At 63.9% G+C, this 23,960-nt stretch carries 22 protein-coding genes and 1 tRNA gene; 11 read left to right on the plus strand and 12 right to left on the minus strand.

Annotated features, from left to right (window positions below; genetic code table 11):
• Positions 1-2 precede the first annotated feature (2 nt).
• From UP09_RS10390 to UP09_RS10405, 4 genes are all read right to left on the minus strand, one after another.
• Positions 3-1,478 carry an FAD-binding oxidoreductase gene (locus UP09_RS10390; protein ID WP_044538057.1) on the minus strand — a complete coding sequence of 492 codons (1,476 nt, stop codon included), beginning with the start codon at positions 1,476-1,478 and terminating at the stop codon, positions 3-5.
• 51 nt (positions 1,479-1,529) lie between these two features.
• On the minus strand, positions 1,530-2,618 hold the full coding sequence (locus UP09_RS10395; protein WP_044538058.1) for an FAD-dependent oxidoreductase: 1,089 nt from the start codon (positions 2,616-2,618) through the stop codon (positions 1,530-1,532).
• Between the two features lie 181 nt (positions 2,619-2,799).
• Positions 2,800-4,332: an aspartate ammonia-lyase gene (locus tag UP09_RS10400; RefSeq protein WP_082070081.1), complete on the minus strand. Its 1,533-nt coding sequence runs from the start codon at positions 4,330-4,332 to the stop codon at positions 2,800-2,802.
• Positions 4,333-5,373: 1,041 nt separating this feature from the next.
• A complete protein-coding gene (locus UP09_RS10405) occupies positions 5,374-6,396 on the minus strand; it encodes a DUF3800 domain-containing protein (protein WP_044538059.1) in 1,023 nt (340 codons plus the stop codon).
• Between the two features lie 197 nt (positions 6,397-6,593).
• Between UP09_RS10405 and UP09_RS10410 the strand changes: the two genes are divergently transcribed.
• Entirely contained in the window at positions 6,594-7,733 is a 1,140-nt protein-coding gene (locus UP09_RS10410) for an FAD-dependent oxidoreductase (RefSeq protein ID WP_044538060.1), read from the plus strand.
• Positions 7,734-7,748: 15 nt separating this feature from the next.
• Here UP09_RS10410 and UP09_RS10415 read toward each other — a convergent pair whose 3' ends face one another.
• The 4 genes from UP09_RS10415 to UP09_RS10430 all read right to left on the minus strand — a co-directional run bounded on the left by UP09_RS10415 (position 7,749) and on the right by UP09_RS10430 (position 10,686).
• Entirely contained in the window at positions 7,749-8,387 is a 639-nt protein-coding gene (locus tag UP09_RS10415; RefSeq protein ID WP_082070082.1) for an exopolysaccharide biosynthesis protein, read from the minus strand.
• Positions 8,388-8,500: 113 nt separating this feature from the next.
• Positions 8,501-8,577, minus strand: a tRNA-Arg gene (locus UP09_RS10420).
• A gap of 108 nt (positions 8,578-8,685) precedes the next feature.
• A complete protein-coding gene (locus tag UP09_RS10425) occupies positions 8,686-9,666 on the minus strand; it encodes an alpha/beta hydrolase (RefSeq protein ID WP_044538061.1) in 981 nt (326 codons plus the stop codon).
• Between the two features lie 30 nt (positions 9,667-9,696).
• Positions 9,697-10,686, minus strand: coding sequence for an MBL fold metallo-hydrolase (locus UP09_RS10430; protein WP_245301878.1), 990 nt, complete (start codon positions 10,684-10,686; stop codon positions 9,697-9,699).
• Between UP09_RS10430 and UP09_RS10435 the strand changes: the two genes are divergently transcribed.
• Complete coding sequence (locus tag UP09_RS10435) at positions 10,659-11,567, plus strand: LysR family transcriptional regulator (RefSeq protein ID WP_044538063.1); 909 nt, start codon at positions 10,659-10,661, stop codon at positions 11,565-11,567. The two genes, UP09_RS10430 and UP09_RS10435, sit on opposite strands and share 28 nt — an antisense overlap.
• A 19-nt stretch (positions 11,568-11,586) precedes the next feature.
• Here the strand turns inward: UP09_RS10435 and UP09_RS10440 are convergent, their stop codons facing one another.
• Positions 11,587-13,095: a flavin-containing monooxygenase gene (locus UP09_RS10440; RefSeq protein ID WP_052833048.1), complete on the minus strand. Its 1,509-nt coding sequence runs from the start codon at positions 13,093-13,095 to the stop codon at positions 11,587-11,589.
• A 79-nt stretch (positions 13,096-13,174) separates the two neighbouring features.
• Between UP09_RS10440 and UP09_RS10445 the strand changes: the two genes are divergently transcribed.
• From UP09_RS10445 to UP09_RS10460, 4 genes are all read left to right on the plus strand, one after another.
• Complete coding sequence (locus UP09_RS10445; protein ID WP_044538065.1) at positions 13,175-13,813, plus strand: TetR/AcrR family transcriptional regulator; 639 nt, start codon at positions 13,175-13,177, stop codon at positions 13,811-13,813.
• Between the two features lie 9 nt (positions 13,814-13,822).
• The gene (locus tag UP09_RS10450; RefSeq protein ID WP_044538066.1) at positions 13,823-14,905 is read left to right on the plus strand and encodes a zinc-binding dehydrogenase; all 1,083 of its coding nucleotides are present in this window, start codon (positions 13,823-13,825) and stop codon (positions 14,903-14,905) included.
• 216 nt (positions 14,906-15,121) lie between these two features.
• Entirely contained in the window at positions 15,122-16,219 is a 1,098-nt protein-coding gene (locus UP09_RS10455) for a helix-turn-helix transcriptional regulator (RefSeq protein ID WP_044538067.1), read from the plus strand.
• 209 nt (positions 16,220-16,428) lie between these two features.
• Positions 16,429-17,061, plus strand: a complete 633-nt coding sequence (locus UP09_RS10460; RefSeq protein WP_044538068.1) for a hypothetical protein — start codon at positions 16,429-16,431, stop codon at positions 17,059-17,061.
• 10 nt (positions 17,062-17,071) lie between these two features.
• Here the strand turns inward: UP09_RS10460 and UP09_RS10465 are convergent, their stop codons facing one another.
• The gene (locus UP09_RS10465; protein WP_044538069.1) at positions 17,072-17,494 is read right to left on the minus strand and encodes a CAP domain-containing protein; all 423 of its coding nucleotides are present in this window, start codon (positions 17,492-17,494) and stop codon (positions 17,072-17,074) included.
• A gap of 56 nt (positions 17,495-17,550) precedes the next feature.
• A complete protein-coding gene (locus UP09_RS10470) occupies positions 17,551-18,555 on the minus strand; it encodes a 2-dehydropantoate 2-reductase (protein ID WP_044538082.1) in 1,005 nt (334 codons plus the stop codon).
• Between the two features lie 174 nt (positions 18,556-18,729).
• On the opposite strand from UP09_RS10470, the gene UP09_RS10475 reads away from it, so the two are divergent.
• The gene (locus UP09_RS10475; protein WP_044538083.1) at positions 18,730-19,320 is read left to right on the plus strand and encodes a YidB family protein; all 591 of its coding nucleotides are present in this window, start codon (positions 18,730-18,732) and stop codon (positions 19,318-19,320) included.
• Between the two features lie 33 nt (positions 19,321-19,353).
• Complete coding sequence (locus UP09_RS10480) at positions 19,354-19,620, plus strand: GlsB/YeaQ/YmgE family stress response membrane protein (RefSeq protein WP_044538070.1); 267 nt, start codon at positions 19,354-19,356, stop codon at positions 19,618-19,620.
• Positions 19,621-19,740: 120 nt separating this feature from the next.
• On the opposite strand, the gene UP09_RS10485 is transcribed toward UP09_RS10480, so the two are convergent.
• The gene (locus tag UP09_RS10485; protein WP_044538071.1) at positions 19,741-20,523 is read right to left on the minus strand and encodes an SDR family NAD(P)-dependent oxidoreductase; all 783 of its coding nucleotides are present in this window, start codon (positions 20,521-20,523) and stop codon (positions 19,741-19,743) included.
• A 276-nt stretch (positions 20,524-20,799) separates the two neighbouring features.
• Here UP09_RS10485 and UP09_RS10490 point away from each other — a divergent pair, with 276 nt between their 5' ends.
• The 3 genes from UP09_RS10490 to UP09_RS10500 are packed head-to-tail and all read left to right on the plus strand — an operon-like array spanning position 20,800 to position 23,861.
• The gene (locus UP09_RS10490) at positions 20,800-21,864 is read left to right on the plus strand and encodes an acyl-CoA dehydrogenase family protein (RefSeq protein WP_044538072.1); all 1,065 of its coding nucleotides are present in this window, start codon (positions 20,800-20,802) and stop codon (positions 21,862-21,864) included.
• Positions 21,865-21,882: 18 nt separating this feature from the next.
• On the plus strand, positions 21,883-23,043 hold the full coding sequence (locus tag UP09_RS10495) for an acyl-CoA dehydrogenase family protein (RefSeq protein ID WP_044538073.1): 1,161 nt from the start codon (positions 21,883-21,885) through the stop codon (positions 23,041-23,043).
• A 17-nt stretch (positions 23,044-23,060) separates the two neighbouring features.
• Positions 23,061-23,861 (plus strand): enoyl-CoA hydratase/isomerase family protein, encoded by an 801-nt coding sequence (locus tag UP09_RS10500; RefSeq protein WP_044538074.1) that lies wholly within the window; start codon positions 23,061-23,063, stop codon positions 23,859-23,861.
• Positions 23,862-23,960: the final 99 nt, after the last annotated feature.

Genomic DNA, 23,960 nt, shown 5'->3' on the forward strand with positions numbered 1-23,960 from the left:
CCTTACACGTCAGGGACACTCAGCGGCACGCTCTGGGCGTGGTGGAACAGATCGTCGGGATCGTATTGCTGTTTCACCGCGACCAGGCGGCCAAGGTTGTCGCCCCAATAGGCGGTCGCGTAGTCGTCGAGATCGAGATCGCAGTAATTGACATAGGACGCGCCGGGCATGAAGGGCCGCATCGCCGCATAGACCCTGGCGACCTGCGCCCGATGCGTCGCGGTGTCGGCGGCGCGGCTCCAGCTCGAGAAATACTGGATACAGTATTGCGTGCCGGCGCGGCGCGGAAACGCCGTCGCATCCGCCGCAACGTCGGCGATCTTGCCGCCATAGGAGTCGCACAACAGCGCGATGGCGCCCGGCGCGAGCGGCGCCACCGCGGCCATCATCGCGGCGATGCCGCTGGCCGGGAGCGGCGTCAGGACATAGTCCGACTTCGCCTTCATCAGGATCGACTCGTAGTCGAGCGGCCCGGCAAAATGCTTGATCGCATCGAGGAAGCCGAGCGACCGTACCGTCAGCGCCGATGACGGCGCCTGCAGCGAGGTCAAATGCTTGAGCTCGGTGCGCAACGCACTCTCGCTGCCGACCGATTGGCCGATGCAGCGCATGCTGATCAGGCCATTTCCGGCCGGCCCGACCTTCATGATCGAGGTGATGTCCGACGGCGCGTTCGGCGCCCAGTCCTGCCAGGCCGCGAACAATTGCGCGGCATGCGCCCGCGACAACGTCCAGGAGACGCCGAACACCAATGCGGTCTTCAGCGGAAAGACGCTGATCCTGAACTCGGTGGCGATGCCAAAACTGCCGCCGCCTCCGCCGCGGCAGGCCCAGTAGAGATCCGGCTCCGAACTGGCATCGGCTTGCAGCGTCCTCGCCTGCGCATCGACGATTGTCGCCTGCTGCAGGCCGTCGCAAGTCAGCCCGTGCGAGCGCGCCAGCAGGCCGTGGCCGCCGCCGGTGAGGTGACCGGAGATGCCGACGGTCGGACAACTGCCGGCCTGCAGCGCGAGCCCTTGGGCCGCAAGCGCCGAATACAGCTCGAACAGCGACACGCCGGAGCCAGCGGTCACGATGTTCGACGCCTTGTCGACCGTGATCTGCTGCAATCCGCGCACGTCGATCGCGACGTCGGTGGATTGCGACAGCCCTTCATAGGAATGCCCGCCGCAGCGCACGGCGAAGTTCAGGCCGTTGCTGCGCACCCAATCGACCATCACCGCAACGGCATGTTCGGTCTTGCAGACCGCGCGCAGCGCCGGCGCCAATTGCGTGAGCTTGTTGGCGGCGGGAAGGAGGTCGGCGTAGTGCGGATCCTGTGGCCGCAGGAACTGGACGTCGCTGGCCGGAAGATTGGGCAATGGCGGCAGCGACGTTGCCGCCACAGCAGGCGGCGCGGCCGCGGCCAGGGGCGCCGCAGCAGCAGATTGAGGTGTACCCGAAGGCGACAGCTCGTCGACACGCTGCGGATGTTCCATGGAAAAGCCTCCCGCTATTCCGGATCCCGTTCAGGAGCCACTTGCAGACATCTAGACCTCGGGAATCGCCGGATTGACGATCGGCGCGTGGTCGGGATTGTGGATATGGTTGTCGGGCAGCGGCTTGGCCGGCGCCTTGCCGAACAGTGAGGCGATGTGATCGACGAGGCCCTGACACACCGCTTTGTCCGGTGTCTCGTTATTGACGCCCGGCTCGAAGGTGCCGCCGATCACCACATGATCGCTGCGCGGGAACAAGTAGCCGTTCTGGCCGTAAAGATATTGCAACGCCGGCTGCGGCCGAAGCAGCGCCAGCTGCCCCTTGATCGGCATCATCTTGGTGTCGCTCCACAGCGTCATCGATCCGAGCCCGGTGCTATTGACGATGATCTTCTGCGGCACATTGGCCAGAATATCCGAGCGGCTGACGAACCGCTTCGGCACGAAGGTGACACCACGCAAATCGAGGTCCGCCTTCAGCTTGGCAAGCAGGGCCGGCGGCTCGATCAGCAGGGTCTGGTAGACGAAGCCGGGCTTGGTGTGGTGCGCGAACGGCAATCGCGGCAGTGATTGTCGCGGCGGGATCAGTCCCGGCGCGAGACTGATCACGATATCCAGATTGTGCGAGGGCGTGGCGGTGTAGTTCGGCCGCTCGAACACACCGAAGCCCTGCCCGATCCGGCTCTTGAACTCGCGGTAGGCCGCCTTGACGATGTCGGCAAGTTCACGCTCCTTGCCGGCGAATTCCACCACCGAGACGGCCCACTGGCCGCCGGCCTTGGCGGACGTGGTCTCCAGCGGCGCGCGATCCGAGTAGATCGTAACCTTCAGCCCGAGATCGAGCAGCAGCGTCGCAGCGGTCAGCCCCATCACGCCGGCGCCGAGCACGGCGACTTCGGTCACGCCGGGACTCGCGACCAGACGATCCTTGACGATGTCACGCACCTTGGTGGCGCAACCGAAGCTCAGCGTGATGCCGGCGCCACCGTGGCCATAATTGTGCACGATGAACTTCTGCGAGATGGTCTCCGCATCAAGCCGGTATGATCCGTTGCGATAGGGACGCACGCCGGCAATGCAGGCGCCTGCCTGATCGGGATCGAACGTGAAGTCGGGCGTCGGCAGGTTCGGCGTTGCCATGGCAAACCCTCGCAATGATTGCCGGATCCCCGGAATCAATTATCTAAGGTTGCCTATCCTACCATATGTCCTCTTTGATTGTGTGATCGGCTTCACAATGGCGATGACGAACCTGCCGACGCAACCGGCAGGTCCGGTCGTCACGATCAAACGGACATTTTCGGCGGCGAGCGCTGCTCCCTCACCCCTTCGGCGCCGGGCTCTGCCGGCGTGCCGGCCGTGTCATCGCTTCCAGCTCGAGCAGTTCGTTGAGTTGCTCCTCGGTGAGAAGCTTCTCCTCCAGCACGATCTCGGCAACCGAGCGGTTTTCCTGCAGCGCGCGGCGTGCGACGCGAGAGCTCGCTTCATAGCCGAGCGCCGGCGCCAGCGCCGTGATCAGGCCGATCGAGCCCTGCACCAGGCTGCGGCAGCGCTCGCGGTCGGCCTCGATGCCCTCGACGCAACGTTTGGTCAGCGTATCGATCGCAGCGGTCAGCATGCGAAGCGAGCTCAGCACGCAATAGCCGATGGTCGGCTCGAAGGCGTTGAGCTGGAGCTGGCCGCCCTCGGCGCACATCGTCACCGTGAGATCATGCCCGATCACCAGAAACGCGACCTGGTTGACCACTTCGGGGATCACCGGATTGACCTTGCCGGGCATGATCGAGGAGCCGGCCTGCACCGCCGGCAGCCTGATTTCACCGAAGCCGGTGCGCGGCCCCGATGACAGCAGCCGCAGATCGTTGCAAATCTTCGACAGCTTGACCGCGACGCGTTTCAGGACGCCGGAGAACAAGACGAACGCCCCGAGGTCGGAGGTCGCCTCGATCAAGTTCGAGGCCAGCACCATCGGCTGGCCGGACAGCCGCGACAGCTCCTCGACCGCGAGCGACGCATAGCGCGGATCGGCATTGATGCCGGTGCCGATCGCCGTCGCACCCAGATTGACCTCGCGAAACAGGCCGGAGATCTCGCCCAGCCGCGCGACGTCTTCCTTCACCGTGGCATGGAAGGCATCGAACTCCTGGCCGAGCGTCATCGGCACCGCATCCTGCAGCTGGGTGCGGCCCATCTTCAAGACGTCGGCGAACTCCACCGCCTTGCCCTTGAACGCATAGGCGAGATCGCTGAGCGCGCGCATCAGCGGCTGGGTCGCGAAGATCACCGCGAGCCGCAGCGCGGTCGGATAGGCATCATTGGTCGACTGCGCCATGTTGACGTCGTCGTTCGGATGCAGCACGTGGTAATCGCCCGGCTTGTGGCCCATCAGCCGCAGCGCGACATTGGCGATCACCTCGTTGGCGTTCATGTTGGTCGAGGTGCCGGCGCCACCCTGAATGGCATCGACGATGAAGGATTCGGCATAGACCTTATCGGTCGCGACAGCGATGCAGGCCTTGTCGATCGCATCGGCCTTTTCAGGCGAGAGATAGCCGAGCCGCTTGTTGGCGCGGGCGGCGGCCTGTTTCACCAGCGCCAGCGCGCGGACGAAATCCGGGAAATGGCCGACCGGCACGCCGGTGATCGGAAAGTTCACCACCGCGCGCTTGGTGTGGATGCCCCACAATGCATTGGCGGGCACCTCATCCTCGCCGAGCAGATCGTGCTCGGTACGGGACTGCGCCTGCTCGATCGGCACGGTGCGGACGGTCGCGACCGCAAGTTCGCTGGGGCCGTCGCCGGACGGCGACGCGGCGCCTGCAGTATTGGCGGTCTCAACCTTCGATTCGGTCATCAGTACTCTCCGTTGCCTCTTGCAAAACTCTCTCGTCGGCGACGCCGCACATGATGCGCCCGGCGTCGGTCGAAAGCCAATGCCTATCGGCAAAGTGTTGCATAGTCGCGAACGAAAAAAGGAGAATCGTGGCAGGATTCGGTCGCGAGATAGTAGAATCGGAGGATCGTTTTATCCGTCGCGATAACAACCACTTATCGAGATGTCGCTGTGATTGGGGGCGGGCGCGACTCTCGCTTCCGTCATCCTGAGGAGCGCGTAGCGCGTCTCGAAGGATGCGCGGCCCGGCTGGTGGCCGTCGATACTTCGAGACGCGCGCAAGAGCGCGCTCCTCAGGATGACGGGGTTGGTTCGGTTTCAATTGCAAAACAACGATGAGGATGTGCGTTCGCATTCTCGCGACATGATTTGTCCGAGCTTTGCATTTCGTTTGCCCTCTCACCTTGAAGAGGGCGCAGGGAAAGCCGGGTGCCGATCGCACCCATGGGTCCCGTGCAACAAAAAGCACGGGAGTAGGACCACAGGTGTAACCGGAAACAACCCGGCTTTCCCTGCGCGATGGGTTACGGCTTATACGTGCTCTCCCCGGCGAGACTGGGCTCTTTTGTCACCGCCATCAGCAGAGATTTGGCCTCTTACTGATGAGACACCTACCACTAGGGCGTCAGGCCTGCACGACTTCACCGTCCGCCTCATGCGCACTCGTCAGCTGCGCAATCGGCGTCCACCGCATCTCACACCACGTTCGTGATGATCGCGAGCTCGCCCCTCATCGGGTGAGACGGGTCAATTCATACACCGAGTTTATCTTCTGATAAAGCGAAATATTTTTGCCGCAGGCGCTTGCCACGTCGGGCAACTCAGTGGCATCCGGTCGCCCGGTGCCCGCGGCTCTCACATCCTATTCGCACTCCGCAGCCAGCTCTTGCCTGTCCTTTGGCACCGGAATTACGGTGACAATTAAGCGAGCGATGACCGCAGCTATGCTGCTTAAGCTCAGCTCGACCGCGACTGGAGAGCCCCGAATTGGAGCTCCTTAATTCAGACCGGCATCAGAGGCAGGCCACCTTGAGTGGACAGCGCAAGCTCGAGATTGCGCTTCGTGAGCATCGGCCTACCGTTCTTTGAAAAGCCTTCGTTGACGACCTTCGTGTACGGGGCGGCGTGAATAACGTCCCCACCCTCCTGATACAGCACGAACGAAATGTACGGGCCATCGTTGTCATGGATCATCAGGCGATGGATATTCTGCCAACCTTCCTTCTGCAGGTTTCCGGTAAGCGATCGACGAACCGCATTCGTCACGATGTCCGCGAACTCGAGCCCATACTGCGTGTCTGAGCAAAATTGGAGATCACTCAAGAGCAATTTGAGCGACGTGCCCTTCTCGCCCCTTTCATCTCCGCTGCTGAACTTCTCGTAACGAGAATAGCCCGCATGAAACGCTTCCGGAAGCATTAGCGGCGGCCGGCGCTGCGACATCGTTGCGACCGCGCCTTGTGCGTAATGCGCCCACCATTCTTCCCAGCGTGTTACCTTCGCAGGTTCCTTTCCGTCAACGATCCAGGAGAAAGAACCAAGTTCGTACGGCTTCCTTTGCGCGAAGAATGTCGTAGCCCGGCCGATAACATGGTGCAGTACGTCAAACGTCGTCAGTGCCTGGAGGAACAGATTCAAAGGCGACTTCAGAATGTACTCGCTGGCACCTTTGACTTCCGCCTGCACGCCCGCTCGGAAATTCGGTACCTTCGCCAACATCTGCTCACCGAGCTTCTTCTGATACTCCCGGGCGGCATTCTCGCTATGCAGCCCTAGATCGAGCGCGGTTATCTCGAACAGCGCTTCATTGCGGACCAGGAGCATTACGACTTTGTCCACTTGCTTCTCATTGAGAAGCCTTCCCTTCACCTCGCCGTTATCTTTCGGTAGGTTCGCCCTGATCTTCGCGTACTTCTTGGAAAGGTTGTCCATCACCACGTCGGGAATGATTAGCGCGCCCACCACGCTGACCGACCCGGCTGGAAAGCCGCTGAATGACCCGCTCTCGTCGATGAAGATGCGCATCTAGTTGCCCAAACACACCGATGCCTTCCAAGTCTAAGTTACGGTGATAGCGCACATAGTTGCCGTTTGGCGCCGCACCAGGAACTCTGCAAATCGTACAGGTAAAGACAATTAAGCGCACCATAACTCCCCAGTCTTCTCTTCGGAAGAAACCGGAGCAACAATGCCGGCGTTATCGACCGGATCGGAGGAGCCCCATGCGAAAGTGCGATGTCGCCGTGATCGGCCTCGGCCTGATGGGAAGCGCGGCGCTGGATGCCTTGCTCAGCTCCGGCGTCGATGCGCTGGGTTTCGACCCTGTGGGCGCAGGTGCGAATCGCGGCTCGTCGCACGGCTCCTGCCGGATATTTCGCCGCTTCAATTTCGAGAATCCCAATTACACCGCGCTGAGCGACGAGGCTCATGCCGGTTGGATCAGGCTTCAGGAGGCGCACGGGCAAACCATCCTGACACCGACCCCGGTGCTCGAGGCCGGCCGCCCCGGCTCCAAAATGGTCGCGGCTTCGCGCGCCGCCGCCATCGCCATGGGCCATCCGGATCCCGCTTTGGCGGCGGCCGAGGCGAACCGGAGATTTCCGGCGTTTGACCTGCCCGATGACTGGGACGTGGTCGTACAGGACGGTGGCGCCATCCTGAGGACGGAAGTCGTCATGGAGATCATGCGCGCGCGAGCCGGCAACCGCATCATCGCTCAATCGGCGCAGTTCGAGCCACGCCATGACGGCGTGTCGATCCGGACGGCGAACGACGCGTTTTTTGCCGAACGCGCCATCCTGGCGCTCGGTCCGTGGCTCGGTCGCGCGCTGCCGAAGCTCGGCGCTTTGCTAAAGGTGACCCGCCAGGCGGTCGGCTGGTTCAGACCCGCGAGGCCTGAGGCGGTGGCGCTCGGCCGGTTCCCGATTTTCATTGTCGAGCGCGGCGCCAACGATGTCGTCTACGGCTTTCCAAACTTCGAAGCGCGCGGCGTCAAGGCGGCGCCTCACAATCACGGCCCAGTGGTCGGCCCCGACGATTGGGATCCGCCGGCGACGGACGGCGAACTGGGCCTGGTCAGTGACGCTTTGGCCGCGCTGGTGCCGGGCGCAACGGGGCCGATCATCGATCGCGATATCTGCCTCTACACGAACTCTCTCGCCGCCGATCGCCGGCCGGATCAGGGCGAGGAGTTCATCATTGATCGATGGCCGGATTCCAGGCTGGTCGTCTGCTCGGCCTGCTCCGGACACGGTGCGAAGTTCGCGCCCGCGATCGGACGCAGGCTCGCGCGTCTGGCGACTGATCCAACCTTCGAAGCCGAACCGTTTTTCCGCCTATCGCGATATTCGGCCTTCGCCTGAGCGCCGCGACGAGCCTCAGAGTCCCATCCAGCCGATCAGGGCCCTTGCCGACGTCCAAACTGTCCATCCAAGACCAAGCAAGGACATCAGCGCGGCCGCGAGGCCTACGACCAACAGCAAACCATCTTCCTGCAGGTAAGCGATCGCGATCAAGACGACGACGATCCCGGGAATGACGTTCACAAGAGGCAACGGCCAACCCGCGGACAGGGCCAACAGAAAGACGACCAACCCGATGAGGCGGTCCGTCACGTCGCGGCGCGCGTTCCACCGAGGCCGGCTGACGCGCTCGATCGCCTGGAGCATTGGGAGGACGAGGACGGTAAATCGCTTGAAGCGCTTGAAATCGAACTGCCGCTTCGAGAGGAAGCGAGGAAACGATGGAGCGCTCCGGCCAAGCACCATCTGGACCGCGGGAAACAACAGCGCCAACGTCGCAATCGTTGCGACGCCGGGAATGATCACCAGCAGCCCCAGCAACAGCAGAAGAAGTCCGAACGAGCGCCTGTCCAGATGACCGAGCAGCCATTCGAGGTCGACGGGACCGTCCGGTGCTTGCGCGACGAGTTCTTCAAGGAGTTCGGAGGTACGCGTGGGCGCCAAAGGAGTTCCAGACGATGTAGGCATGGCGGACAAGGTGGCTAAGCTCGACATCGATTTGCAACGGCAGCCGAGGCGGCCCACGAAACGTCAATGAACAGCGAGTCTCAGGCGTTCGGGCATCACTGCAAATGCCGAATAGGTCGGAACTCAGCGAGGCGAGAGAATGGCGATCCCGGCATGACTCGAACATGCGACCTACGGTTTAGGAAACCGTCGCTCTATCCGGCTGAGCTACGGGACCGCGAACCAGCAGGGCTGGCGAGCATTCCCATAGCAGAGCTGACGCCGCATCGGAAGCCTTCGAAGCGGCGGTTTGATGCCGTTTCCGAATCGAAAACGGCTGACATTTTCACCGCGGCCGTGCATCCGGCGGGTTTTCCTCCAGGAACTGGTCGACTGCGCCGAACACCTGCCAGCGATTCGTTTCCAGGAACAGGGAATGGGTGGCTTCGCCGATCTCGACCCAGCGGCGGTAGGGCGCGGCGGTGAGTTGGCCGAACACGGCGCGCGACATCTCCAGCGGACAGTCGCGATCCCACTCGCCGTGCACGATCAGCACCGGGACCGTGAGCCCCGCCGGATCGTAGAGCGGCTTGCCGGCGGCCCAGAACTCGCGGCTGTCGATCACCGTGCCGTTCGGCGCCATCAATTGTGACAGACCGGGACCGGCCTGGCCGCAGGCGAACGTGGCATCCGCCCAGGCCTCGAACCAGGCATCCGGCAGCAGCGCGGCTTTCTTGTCGCCGGGCACGCCGTTGAGCCAGCGGCTTTTCGCGGCAGAGCGATCGACGATGCGATAGGCCCCAAGGGACCCGCCGGCATCGGCGAGGCTCGGCGTATCTCGCAACCATTGTGGCGCGATCAGCACCAGCTTGTTCACGGCCTCAGGGTTCTCATTGGTGTAGCGCGACATAATCGTCGTACCCCACGACCAGCCAATCAGATTGATATCAGCCAGATTGCGCCGCGCGCGGATGAAGGCTGCGACGCTGCCGATGTCGCGAACGGCAACCGGCGTCCGCACGATCGGCGGATTGTCGCTTGCCGGCTGCGCCATCTCCGGCGGACGCGTCGAATTGCCGTAGCCCCTGATGTCGACGAGGTAGACGTCGTGGCCGCGCGCGGCGAGATGGTCCATCCAGGACACGCCGTCAAGCCTGAGGTCGAACGAGGTCGAGGCCGGATAGGTCGAGCCGGCCACGAACAGGATCGTGTTGCCGGGCGTGAACCGCACCAAATCGGCGCGGCGCTTGTTGCGGACGAACAGGCTGATGCCGGCGGTATCGCTCGGCACCATCATCTCTTCGGTCACGATATCGGATAAACTCATGGCGTGGTCGTCCTTGTGATCTCGCAGAACTCAAACAAAGCGCCAGTCAAACCGGTCGCCGCGGCGCGTGACACGGCCGGCCGACGAGACGGCAAAATGCGCAGTGAAAACCGTGGCGCCGCTGTCCGCCGCCTGCTCCAGCAGCCAGCGCCGTGAGGCGCGCGCAAGCGCCGGATCTTCGCAGAAGGCGCTATTCCAGTCGGGCCGAAACACCTGCAGCGGCTGGTGCATGATATCGCCACTGAACAATCCGCAACAGCCCGCATTGGCAAGCTTGATCGCGACGTGACCGACGCTGTGGCCGGGCGTCGGATGGAAGGTGAGACCATCGCCGACCTCACCCTCGCCATCGACGATCTCGGCCTGCCCGCTCGCGACCACCGGCAGCACGCTGTCCTCGTAGACACCGGCGTTGAACCCCTCGCGCCCCGCCGGACCGCGCCAGTGATCGTATTCGGCTTTCGAGAACACATATTTCGCATTGGGAAAGGTCGGCACCCAGCGGCCGTCCACCAGCCGCGTGTTCCAGCCGCAATGATCGACATGAAGATGCGTGCACATCACATAGTCCACCGCGTCTGGCGAGACGCCGGCCTCCGCCAGCCGCTCCAGAAACGGCAGGTTCAACTGGTGGAAGCGCGGCAGGCCCGGACGATTTTTGTGATTGCCGGCGCAGGAGTCGATCAGGATGGTGTGGTACCGCGTCCGCAGCACCCAGGTGTGGATGCTGGCGATGAAGCGTCCCTCGGTCACATCGAAACAATCCGGGATCATCATCGCCTTGTGCTCGTCGAGCACGCGCGGGTCCCAGTCCGGAAACAGGAAATTTGGAGCAAATCCGGCGCCGCATTGCTCGGTCACCCGTTGGATCTTCACATCGCCGATCGCATAGGAATTCATGGCCTGCTTTCGTTTGACGTCCCCGGCTTGTCTAGATGCCCCGCGCCATGAGATAAGTGAAATCGATAGATAGGATAGCAGGCATAACCCTGATGGATATGAACGCGCATAATCTGCCATTGCTGGTCTCGCTCAGCGTGATGCTCGACGAGCGCAACGTGACCCGCGCAGCCGCCCGGCTCGGCCTCAGCCAGCCTGCGCTATCGGCGCAACTGGCGCGGCTGCGCGATGTGTTCGGCGATCAACTGCTGACGCCGGCGGCATCCGGAAAAGGCATGGTGCTGACGCCCTGCGCCCTCACACTGCGGGAGCCGCTGCGCGACGCACTCAAACGGCTCGACGACGTGGTGCGGACGCCGCCGGTCTTCGAGCCGAAACAGTCGGAGCGGACGTTCTCGATCGGCGCCAATGACAATGCCAGCGCCATGCTCGGCGCGCGGCTGGCGCAGCGGATGCGTCGCAGCGGGGCGGCCAAAACCCGTTTGGCGTTTCGCGCCGTCGACCTCACGCGGCTCACCGGCCAGCTCGAATCAGGCGAGATCGACATCGCGCTGGTCTCGAAGAACGGGCTGTCGAACGGCATGCCGCACAAGCCGCTGCTGGAAGAACGCTTCATGATGGCGCAGCGCAAGGCACATCCGCGCGGATTGCGCCGGCCGTCGCTGAAGGAATATGCTTCACTGGAGCACGTCATCATCTCCGGCGACGGCGGCGGCTTTCGCGGCTTTGTCGACGACATCCTGGCCGCCAAGGGCCTGACGCGGCGCGTCGGGGTGTCCGTGCAATATTACAGCATCGCGCCTGTGATCCTGCAGTCGACCGATCTGGTCTGCACGCTGCCGGCGCGGTTTCTCGCCCGCTATTCCAGCGTGCTCGCCGCCTGCACGCTGCCGTTCGACGCTGGGCGCTTCTCGCTCTACGCGACCTGGCACGCACGCTTCGACAACGATCCCGGCCACGTCTGGCTGCGGGAACTGCTCACGGCCTGCGCCGAGGATTAGTGCGAGGCCTCGGCGATATCTACGCGACCTGCCTCGCTGGCTTGGCGTCCGAACCGGCCGCCGCTGTGGCTTGACGTGCCGGCAGATACTCGATCGCCCCGTCTGTCATCGAGCCGAATTTCAGGCTGACGATGTCGAGCGCGTAGTTCTGGTAGAGCCGCCACGGCCGGCGCGAGCCCTGCTTGGGGAATTTTTCGACGGCGCGCTGCACGTAGCCGGAGGAGAAATCGACCCACGGCATTTCGGTGACGGTCGGATCGTTCTGCCGCGGCGTGCATTGCGCGTAGTTGTTGGCCTTCATGTAGTTGAGCGTGCGGCAGACATATTCGCAGGTCAGGTCGCATTTCAGCGTCCACGACGCATTGGTGTAGCCGAAGGCGGCGGCGAGGTTGGGCACGCCCGAGTACATCAGGCCCTTGTAGTTCATGGTCTTGGAGAGATCGACGGGGGCGCCGTCGACACTGAGCGCGAGGCCGCCGAGCACCTGCAAATCGAGGCCGGTCGCCGTCACCACGACGTCGGCGTCGAGCACCTGGCCTGACTTGAGCTTGATGCCGCCAGGCGTGAACGTCTCGATCTGGTCGGTGACCACAGACGATTTTCCGCTGCGGAGCGAGTCGAAGAGATCGCCGTTCGGCACCAGGCAAAGCCGCTGATCCCACGGCTTGTAGCGCGGCGTGAAGTGGGTGGCGATGTCGTAGTCGGGGCCGAGCGCCTGGCGCACGCCGCCAAGGATCAGGTTCTTGACGTGATCGGGTTTGCGCTTGCAGAGCCGATAGAAATACATGCCGAACAGCACGTTCTTCCAGCGCGTGATGCCGTAGGCGAGTTGCGACGGCAGCCGCGCGCGCAGCCAATCGGCGACCTTGTCCTTGTCGGGACGCGCGACGACATAGGTCGGCGATCGCTGCAGCATCGTGACATGTTCAGCGGTCTTGGCCATCTCCGGCACCAGCGTCACCGCGGTTGCGCCGCTGCCGATCACCACGACCTTCTTGCCGGCATAGGCAATGTCGTCGGTCCATTGCTGCGGATGGACGACGCGGCCGGCGAAATCGGCGAGGCCGGGGAAATCGGGCGTGTAGCCATGTTCGTATTTGTAGTAGCCGCTGCACATGAACAGGAAATTGCAGGTGAGCCGCTCGACCGCCTTCTCAGGTCCGCGCTCGATTTCGACCGTCCATTGCGAGTCTGCCGACGACCAGTCTGCGCGGATAACGCGGCTGTTGAAGCGGATCTTCTTGTCGATGCCGTAAAGGCTCGCGGTCTCGCGCACGTAATTGAGGATCGACGCGCCATCGGCGATCGCCTTGGCTTCGGTCCACGGCCGGAACGAATAGCCGAGCGTGTACATGTCGGAGTCGGAGCGGATGCCGGGATAACGAAACAGATCCCAGGTGCCGCCGATGCAATCGCGGCCTTCGAGGATGGCGTAGCTGCGATCCGGGCAATTGGTCTGCAAATGATAGCCGGCGCCGATGCCCGACAGCCCCGCGCCCACGATCAACACGTCGAAATCAGCGGACATGCAGCTTCTCTCCCGATTTGACAACATCTCTTGTCAGATACCTTGACATCTGACAACGCGTCATGTCAATACCCATGTCATGGCAAGCAGCCCGAAAGCCCGCCTCTATGGCGGCATGGACGCCGAGGAACGCCGCGCCGAGCGGCGGCTCAAGCTGATCGATGCGGCGGTCGAGGTCTATGGCGAGGTCGGCTATCGCGGCGCCACCGTAAAGGCGATCTGCGAGGCCGCCGAACTCACCGAGCGCTATTTCTACGAATCCTTCGCCAACAGCGAGGCGCTCCTGATCGCGGCCTACAGCCATGTCGTCGGCCATCTGCATGAGGAGATGGCGGCGGCAGCCGGCGCCGCGGGCGACGATTCCGAGGCAAGATTGCGCGCGGCGCTGACGCTCTACTTCACGCGGCTGAAGCAGCATCCAAAACCCGCGCGCGTGTTCCTGCTGGAGATCGCCGGCATCGGCCCGGCGGTCGACGCGGTCAAGCACGATGCGTTGCGCGCCTTCAGCGACATCCTGGTGCCGCCGGCGAGCGATCCGAAGCGGGGCGACAAGGGTTCGCTGCTCTCGATCGGCATGGTCGGCGCCGTGATCGGCATCGCGCTGCGCTGGGTGTCGAAGCAATACCCGCAAGCCATCGAGGACGTCGTCGCGGTCGCCGCCAGCTTCTGCCGCGTGGCGCTTGCCGAGGCCGACAAAAGCAAATTGCGTTCAGTGTAGGGAGACGACATGCGCGCAGCCGTGTTCAGGAACGGAAACATCGTCACCGACAGCATCCCCGACCCCGTGCCATCAGCCGGACAGGTGCTGGTCAGGACATTGGCTTGCGGCATCTGCGGCTCCGATCTGCATGCGCGCAAGCATGCCGGACACACCGCAAAACTGATGAAGCACTTTCCCGGCCGCAAGCCGATCGACCTGTCGCGCGACGTCGTGTTCGGTCACGAGTTCTGTTGCGAGGTACTCGACTACGGTCCAGGCACCCAGAAGCGCTTCAAGCAGGGCACGCGCGTCTGCTCGGTCCCGGTGCTGCTCGGTGCCGGCGGAATGCAGGGCATCGGCTATTCCAACGACATCGCCGGCGGCTATGCCGAGCGGATGGTGCTGAGCGAACCCTTGATGATCGAGGTGCCGAACGGCCTCGCGCCTGAATACGCCGCACTGACCGAGCCACTCGCGGTCGGCCTCCACGCGGTGGCGAAGGCCAATATCCGCGGCGACGAGGTGCCGCTGGTGATCGGCTGCGGACCGGTCGGGCTCGCCGTGATCGCCGGACTGAAGCTGCGTGGCCTGCATCCGATCGTGGCGTCGGATTATTCGCCGGCGCGGCGCGCGCTGGCCGCCAGGATGGGTGCCGACGTCGTGGTCAATCCAGCGGAGACCCAGCCATTCACGGCGTGGGCTGAGCATGCCGAGATGACGCCGGAGCAGAAGGCGGCACGGCCGCCGTTCCAGGCCTTCCTGCCGCCGCTCAAGCCCGGCCTGATCTTCGAATGCGTCGGCATTCCTGGACTGCTGCAGCAGCTGTTCGAGGGCGCACCGCGCGATGCGCGCATCGTCGTGGTCGGCGTCTGCATGGCGAGCGACACCTCCGAACCGCTGCTCGGCGTGCTCAAGGAATTGTCGCTGCAATATGTCTATGCCTACACGCCCGACGAATTCGCGCTGGCGCTGCGCCTGATCGCCGAGGGCAAGGTCGACGTAACAGCAATGGTCACCGCCACCACCGGCCTCGACGGCGTGGCGCAGGCGTTCAGTGATCTCGCCAATCCCGAACGTCACACAAAGATTATCATCCAGCCTGATCGTTGATGCGCGGCCAGGCCGCGCCAACTGGCTCGACCGCCAGATTTCGAGGACGTTTCCCGTGAATTCCCGGACGTCACCTCACCGTCCCGGAGCGCGTCGTCGATTTTGCTTGCAAGTCGCATGGCTCCTGCTTTCTTAAGCACGGTAGCGTGCGCAAGCCGGTGCGGCAGGTTTCGTGTCGCAAAACAACGAGCTATTGCATTGGGCGGAGGCTGAGCCGTGGTCGACCTGCGCAAGCTTGACGATGTGACTGCGCGCCTCGGAGACGTCGTTCTCGATCCGACGGGCTGGCCGTCCTTCATGGACGAGGTCTGCGCCGCCGTCGGTGCGACCGGGGCCGCGATGCTCCAGAGCGATATCCGCACCGAAGACATCCCGCGCACGGACTCGATCTCCGACTATTTCACCAAGACCTACTTCCCCAGCAACCTGCATCTCACCGACATCCGCGCCGCGCGTGGGGTGCCGCGCCTGCTTGCCGGCGCTGACGTCATCACCGACGCTGACCTGTTCGAGTCCGAAACCGAGATGCTGCGCGATCCGCTCTACGCGACGCTTGGCGAGTTCGGGCTGAAATGGTTTGCTGGCGTTGGCTTCCGTGCCGGCTCAGCCTTATGGGCGCTGACGATCCAGCGCTCGCCGAAGGAAGGCATGTTCGATGCCGACGAGGTCAAGGCGCTCTCACGCGTGTCGGCGCGGCTCACGGAGGCCGCGACGCTGTCCACCGTCGTCGGCCGCTCCGCACTCACAGGCGTTACCAATGCGCTCGACCTGATCCAGATCGCGGCCATCGCCGTCGGCCGCTTCGGCACCGTCATCGGCATGAACAGCCAGGCCGAAGCCTGCCTCGGCCCGGACCTTGCGATCCGCAACAATCGCCTCACGCTGCGCGACCGGCAGGCCAATGCCGACCTGACCAGACTGATCGATCAACTGGACCACACGTCGGATTTGCTGACAGTACCGTCATCACCGATCGTGATGCGACGGATCGACAAGCGGCCGATCGTGATCCAGATGCAGCCGGTACCACCCGCGGCGCGCTCGCCATTCCTCGGCGCGCGCGCCATCCTTTCGATCCGCGATCTCGAGGGGAGCACCGCCTTCGACCCAAATCTTCTGGCCACGATCTTCGAGCTGACACCGGCGCAAGCGCGCCTCGCCGCCATGCTGGCACGCGGCGATTCGGTCGAGGACGCCGCACGCGAGATCGGCGTCGCGGTGTCGACCGCACGCAATCAGCTCAAGACGATCTTCCAGAGAACCGGCACGCACCGGCAGGCGGAACTTGTGGCGCTGCTGCACAAGGTGAAATGAACGATTCGATGCGAATTGTTCGGGAATGCCACGCGGCCGACGGCATCAGCACAAGAATCCTTCAAATATTCCAGGCACACGCTGTGTTCCATCCGACACAGCGAATAAGATAGCCATCGCGAGGTTCCCGAAATCATCAGGTTCCGGGGTGACAAGCGCCGTCAAAATGGCAACAATCGGCTAAATCTGTGTCGTTCGAGTTTGTCTGAATGTCCGTGATATCGTCACGATCGTCGGTATTGGCTATTGCCGCATTTGTCGCCTGCGTCGTGCTGGCGCCCGTGAGCGCGTACGCGCAATGGTGGCGGAGTGCGCCGAAGGATTTTGAGGATTGCGCCGATCTCGCCGAGAAGGCGAAGACCAAGGAAGACAAGACCGCGCAACTTGCCGATTGCAACGCCAAGTTCGCCGGACGCCGCAAGCCCGGCGGCGGCTACGGCTATTACGACTTCATGCAGGACCGCACTTTCGACATCGCGGGTCCCAATCCGACGCCGGACGAGCAGAAGGCGATCGATCAGGAATATACCGTCTATCTCGAGAAGGAGCGCCGCTCCAGCATCGTGGCGGCGTTCAACGCCAAGCAGCTTCAGCAAAAGCAGCAAGAACCGCAGCAGCAACCGCCGCGGCAAATCGAGCAGGTCACGCTGCGCAGCGACACCGAGAAAGTCCCCGTTCCGGTCGCAAGCCCGGTCAAGCAGGCCGCGCGCATCAGGGCCGCGCAGTGCGCGAAGAACTCATTCTCATGCGAATGGCCGCGCCTGTCGCAGAGTCTCGACGATCTCAAGAAACTGTTCACCTCACAGCCGTCGACACCGGCCAAGACAGCGAAGCGCGGCTGATCTCTCCGCCTCAGTCGGTAATCACCATCGCCCAGAATCTGCGGTACGGCGACTTCGGATTGTCGACATAGGCCACGCCGACGCGCTTGGCGCCCGGCATCAACAGGTTCTCGCGATGACCGGCCGACTCCTCCCACTGCTTCAGCATCTCGGCGAAGGCGATGTAGCCGGCGCCGATATTCTCGGCCGCGCGCTGCTTCTTCAACGGCGCCACGCGCGTGAAGAAGCTGCCGCCCGCGGAGTGGCTGACCGATCCGGTCGCTGACATCGCCTGCGCCTGCGTCAACGCCGTCGCGTTCAGCTTCGCATCGAGCTTCACCGAAGGCATGCCGTGGGCGCGCCGATAGGCGCTGATGGCGCCGGCATAGTCGGCGGCGCTTGCCGTCGCGGCGAGGCCGAGCACAAGGGCGAATGCGAGGACAAACCGCTTCATGATGTCTCCCCCTATGTCGGTGAACGTTGATCGGCGATCGGCGCCATTTCAAGCCATCACGCCGCGCGGATCTGCTCCGGTGTCAGTCCGGGCGAGCCCTTGCCATCGGCTTCCGCCTGCCGGATCAGCTGAATGATACGCCGCGACAACGGCGCATCCAGTCCGCGCCGCTCGGCGATATCGGTGATCACGCCCTGCAGATAGTCGACCTCGGTGCGGCGGCCGCGCTGCAGATCCTCCCACATCGAGGAGCGCGCCTCGGGATCGATCTTCATGGTGCGGCCGAGCAGCAGCTCGAAGATCGCATCCGGCAGCCGCAGCAACGCCGGCATCCAGGTCGAGGGAAGCGGTGTCGGCGACACCGGCACGATGCCCTCGGCACGGATCGCAGCCAGCCCCTCCAGCATCTGGTCGGCGAACAATTTTCGCCAACCGCGCTGCGCGAGTTGTTGCCGCAACGGAATGTTCGACAGCGCATTGAGCGCGTTGTTGAGATTGACGATCAGCTTGCCCCACTGCACGCCGTCGATTTTGTCAGTCGCGCGCATCGCAAGGCCCGGGGCCGACAGCTTTGCGGCGGTGCCGGCATCGTCCTGCGCGATCACGATGTCGCCCGAGGTCGAGCGATGGAAGCGGCCGCCGCCGAGCGCGACCACGTTGAACGGCACCATGCCGCCGAGCACGGGCCTTCCCGGCAGCCGGTCGCGCAACAGCGGCACATTGCCGACGCCGTTCTGCAGGCTGACGACCACGACGTCAGGAGGCGCGTGGCGCGCGATGAGATCGGCCATCTCGCGCGTATCAGCGCTCTTCACCGTGACCAGCACCGTCTGCGCGTTGGCAAAGATCGACGGATCGTCCGACAGCGTGAGGTGATCAGCGGCAACCGTCTGCGCCGCGCCGTCGACATCGGTGACCCGCAGGCCGTTGGCGGTGATCTCCTGGATCAGCCGCGGCCGCGCCAGCAGCGCAACGCGGCGGCCGGAGGCGGCCAGCATGCCGCCGACGAAGCAGCCGATGCTGCCGGCCCCCGCAATGCCGATCAGCCGATCCTGGCTCATCTCGCCTGAATATCCGTTCATCAGAGTCCGATAGCAGACCTTGTGCCGGTTGCCCATTGAACGCGCCCGCGCCCCCGGGCGTGCCCCACGCCCCGGGCCACGCCTTGTAACCGTCATTTGCCGCAGCTATGTTTCTCCCGCGGGGCATGGTTGCGGTTGCGGCAGGAGACGATCATGGGACTACTCGACGTACTCAACGGCATGCAGAACGGCCCGCGCGGTCCGAGCTCGCCTAGCGCACAGTCCGGCAGCGGTAGCGGAATGTCGCCGATGACGATGGCGATCATGGCGCTGCTCGCCTGGAAAGCGGTCAAGCATTTCACCGGCGACCAGCCGGGTGCCCCAGCGCCGACACCGGCACAGGCGCCGCAGCTCCCGGGTAACGTGACCGCGGGCCTGCCCGGCGGTTTGAGCGGCGGCGGCCTCGGCGATCTCCTCAAGGGCGGCCTGGGCGGACTGCTCGCCGGCGGCGCAGCCGGCTCCGTGCTGAGCGGCGGCCTCGGCGATCTGCTCAACCAGCTCCAGCAGAAAGGCCATGGCGACGCGGCCAATTCCTGGGTCAGCAACGGTCCCAACAAGGCGATCGCGCCTGGTGATCTCGCCAACGCGCTCGGCGCCGACCAGATCAACTCGCTGGCCTCGCAGAGCGGCCTATCGCGCGACGATCTGCTGCAGGGCCTGAGCCAGTATCTGCCCGACGCTATCAATCATCTGACGCCGGACGGGCGGCTGCCCAGCGGCGATGAAGTGTCCGGCAGGCTTTGACTGCGGCGTTGGTTTTATCGGAGGAGGACAGACATGATCAGGGTCATCATCATCGGCTTTGTCGCCGGCATCATCGCGCGGCTGTTGTCGCCGGGACCGAACAATCCGAGCGGCTTCATCCTCACCACCATCATCGGCATCGTCGGCGCGTTCCTCGCGACCTTCATCGGCCAGGCGATCGGCCATTACGGACCCGAGCAGGGCGCCGGCTTCATCACCGCCACGGTCGGCGCGCTGGTGGTGCTGTTCATCTGGAACCGGCTGGTCGCAGCGCGGGTGATCCCGGATATGAACAAGTGACGGCGTAGGCCGTCATCCCGGGGCGATGCGTAAGCATCGAACCTCAGATGCGCAATTGCGCATCGGGGAATCTCGAGATTCCGGGTTCGATGCTTACGCCCCGGAATGACGCGGCCGAGTTCACTGAAGCAAGTGCATGCCAGCGTCCATGCGGACGAACTCGCCGGTCATGTTGCTCGACGCCGGGCTCGCCAGGAAGCAAACGAGGTTGGCGATATCTTCCGCCGTTGATGCGACCTTCAGCGGCACCCGCGCAACCACCGCATCGCGCACCTGCTTGGCGCCATCAACGCCGCGACCCTTGGTGAACCAGGGCGTATCGATATAGCCGGGGCACACGGTGTTGACGCGGATCAGCGGCGCCAGCGCGCGCGCCAAAGACTGCGTCATGGTGTTGAGCGCGCCCTTGCTCGCGGCATACGCAACCGACGAGCCGCCGCCGGAAATGCCTGCGACCGAGGAGATGTTCACCACCGCCGCCGGCCGCCCCGAGGCCTTCGCACCGGCCTCGAGCAGGTGACGCGCGGCGCGGACCATCTGGAACGGGCCGATGGTGTTGACGGCATAGATGCGCTGAAAATCTTCCGCGGTCAGACCGTCGAGATCGTGATGCGGCACATGCTTGGTGGTGCCGGCATTGTTGATGAGCACGTCGAGCCGGCCCCAGCCCGCTGCGGCTGCCGCGATCTTCTTGCAGTCCTCGTCGCGCGACACGTCACCCTGCACCACGACCACCTCGGCGCCCTGCTTGCGGAGAAGCTCGGCGGTCGCTTCGGCTTCCGCCTTGCTATTGGAATAGTTGACGATGATGCGCGAGCCCTCTTTGGCGAGGATTTGCGCGGTGGCGGCACCAAGACCCGATGCAGACCCCGTTACGATCGCGCACAAACCATCCTTCAACATCTGCGTTTCCTTTGTTCTTGTGAGCCAAATGAATTCCGGCGGTGGCATACCATATCGCGCAGATCCGTCCCTGAAAATCCGCGAAATCCGCACTGCGGAATTTATTGGCCGCAAGGCTGTTCGCATGATGGCTGCTTGCATGCCGCCGTCGCAGATCGCCCTGCGGGCCACGCTTGTCAGGGCTATGGCTTTTCCGCATCATTGAGCGCAAGAAAAGCCTGCATGCGGGGTCAGGCCGAACGGGCCGGCCCTAAGCCAATCAACAAAGGGAACGCCGTGGCGGAGAGTGAGAACATCGTCGCCGAGACTGCGGACAAGATTTTCGCCGATCTCGCCGATGCGCAAACCATCAATCACGACAAGCAGGGCACGTGGAAGGCGCCGCTGTGGCAGGCGCTGACCGAGGCCGGCCTGCCGCTCTCCTGGGTGCATGATGATCTCGGCGGCTCCGGCGCCAGCCTCGCCGAAGGTTTTGCCGTTCTCAACGTCGCCGGCCGCCACGCCATCGCTGTTCCCTTGGCCGAAACCATGCTGGCCGGCTGGCTGCTCGCGAAGGCGAAGATCGCCTCCCCCGGGGGCGAGATGACGGTGGTGCCGGCAAGTCCGAAGGACCGCATCACACTCAACGCCGACGGCAGCCTCTCCGGCCGCACCCGCGGCGTGCCGTTCGCGAAAGACGCCAAGCATTTCGCGGTGTTGGCGAGCGGCAATGGCGGCCTTTCGATCGCGCTGGTCGACGTGTCAAAATGCCGGATCGAAGCCGGCATCGGCCTCGGTGGCGATCATAGCGATACCGTGACGCTCGATCACGTGCAGCCGGCCGCGATCAGGCCGGCGCCTGACGGCTTCGATCAGACCGCGCTGATGCTGATGGGCGGCGTCGTGCGTTCGTTGCAGATCGCGGGCGCGCTGGAATCGATGCTGGATATTTCGGTGCGCTATTCCAATGAGCGCGTCGCCTTCGAGAAGAAGATCTCCAAATTCCAGGCGGTGCAGCACAACCTCGCCCGTCTCGCCGGCGAGTCCGCAGCGGCACTGGCCGCCGCCACCTCGGCCGCCGACGCCATCGTGCATGCAACATCGTTCAACGACGCGGTGTTCCTCGAAGCGGCGTCTGCAAAGATCCGTTGCGCGGAAGCCGCCGAAAAGGGCAGCGGAATCGCGCACCAGGTGCATGGCGCGATCGGCTTCACCAACGAGCACATCCTGCATCGCTACTCGCTGCGCGCGCTGGCCTGGCGCGACGATTACGGCTCCGAGAGCTACTGGGCGGTCGAGCTCGGCAAGCGCGTCGCCGAACGCGGCGCCGATGAATTGTGGCCCCTGGTAGCCTCGCGCTGAGATCAGGACAGAGACATCATGACCGCAGCCCTTCGTTTCGATCCGATCCGCCTGCCGGAGAAATGCGAGCAGCTCCGCAAGGAGGTGCGCGTCTTCCTCGCCGAGGAAATCGCCGCCGGCACCTTCGATCCCCATTCACCCAACCGCGAAGACAATGACGCGCCGGAGTTCTCGCGCCGTGTCGGTGCCAAGGGTTGGCTCGGCATGACCTGGCCGAAGAAATATGGCGGCCAGGAACGCTCGTTCCTCGAACGCTACGTGGTCACCGAGGAGATGCGGGTGGCGAACGCGCCGACCCGGCGCTTCTTCGTCGCCGACCGCCAGAGCGGGCCGGTGCTTTTGAAATACGCGCCCGAGCACATCAAGATGGACATCCTGCCGCGGATCTGTCGCGGCGAGGTCTGCTTTGCCATCGGCATGAGCGAGCCGAACTCCGGCTCCGACCTGTTCGCGGCGAAGACGCGCGCGACCAAGACCGACGGCGGCTATCTGATCAACGGCACCAAGATCTGGACCTCGTCGGCGCATATCGCCGACTACATGATCGCGATCTTCCGGACGTCGCCGCCGACCAAGGAAAATCGCCGCCACGGCTTGACCCAGTTCCTGGTCAAGATGAAGCAGCCCGGCATAAAGGTGAATCCGATCGGCCAGATCACCGGGCAGTTCGAGTTCAACGAAGTGGTGTTCACCGATTACTTCGTGCCCGACGATCACATGCTGGGTGAAATCGACGGCGCCTGGAAGCAGGCGACATCCGAGCTCGCCTATGAACGCTCCGGTCCCGAGCGCTTCCTCGAGACCTACTACGTGCTGACCGAGCTGGTCCGCGCCGTCGGCAAGAACCCGGACACCCGCAGCGCCGAGGGCATCGGCCGCCTGGTGGCGCAGGTCCACACCATGCGCCGCATGTCGGTGTCGGTGGCCGGCATGCTGCAGGCCGGCAAGGAGCCGGTGGTGGAGGCCTCGATCGTCAAGGACATCGGCACGGTGTGGGAGCAGCAGCTGCCGCATCGCGTCCGCGATCTCGCAGCCTTCGTCGAGGAGACCGCGACCAATCGCGAGACGCTGGAGAAGCAGCTCGATTTCGCCATCAAGACCGCACCCAAGCTGACGATCCAGGGCGGCACCACCGAGGTGCTGCGCGGCATCATCGCCCGCGGGTTGGGCCTGCGCTAATTCAACGAGGACACATCATGACCAAGTATACGGATATCGGCGTCGAGACCCACGGCCATGTCGGCCTGATCGAGCTTCGCAAGCCGCCGCTGAATTTCTTCGACGTCGCGCTGATCAACCAGATCGCCGACGCGCTGGAGGAGATCGACAACAATATCGAGATCCGCAGCTCCGTGCTCGCAGCGCAAGGCAAGGCGTTCTGCGCCGGCGCCAATTTCGGCGATCCAGCCCGCCAGGAGCAGGAAGACCGTGCCAAGACCGATCCGGCCTCGAACCTGCCGATCAATCATCTCTACGTTCAGGCGGTCCGCATCTTCCGCAACAAGAAGCCGATCGTCGCCGCGATCCATGGCGCCGCGATCGGTGGCGGTCTCGGTCTTGCGGTCTCCGCTGACTTCCGCGTCGCCTGCCCCGAGGCGCGCTTCGCGGCGAATTTTACAAAACTCGGCTTCCATCCGGGCTTTGGCCTCACCGCGACGCTGCCTGAGCTGATCGGCAAGAACAACGCCGAGCTGATGTTCTACACCAGCCGCCGAGTCACCGGCGAGGAAGCCTATCGCTGGGGCCTCGCCAATGTGCTGGTGCCGCAGGACCAGGTCCGCGCCGAAGCAATGAAGCTCGCGCAGGAGATCGCCGAATGCTCGCCGCTCGGCCTGGTCTCGACCCGCGCCACGATGCGCGCCGGCCTCGCCGACCGCGTGCTCGCCGCAACCAACCATGAGCTGGCCGAGCAGACCAAGCTGCGCGCGACCGAAGACTTCAAGGAAGGCGTCAAGGCGACCTCCGAGCGTCGCGTGGCGAATTTCAAGGGGCGGTAAGCGCTCTTCTCCCATTGTGGGAGAAGGTGGCGCGAAGCGCCGGATGAGGGGTATCTCTCCGCTTGCGAGATTTATCCGTGTGGAGAGACACCCCTCACC

Source organism: Bradyrhizobium sp. LTSP885 (assembly GCF_000938305.1).
In the GTDB taxonomy this organism is placed as follows: domain Bacteria; phylum Pseudomonadota; class Alphaproteobacteria; order Rhizobiales; family Xanthobacteraceae; genus Bradyrhizobium.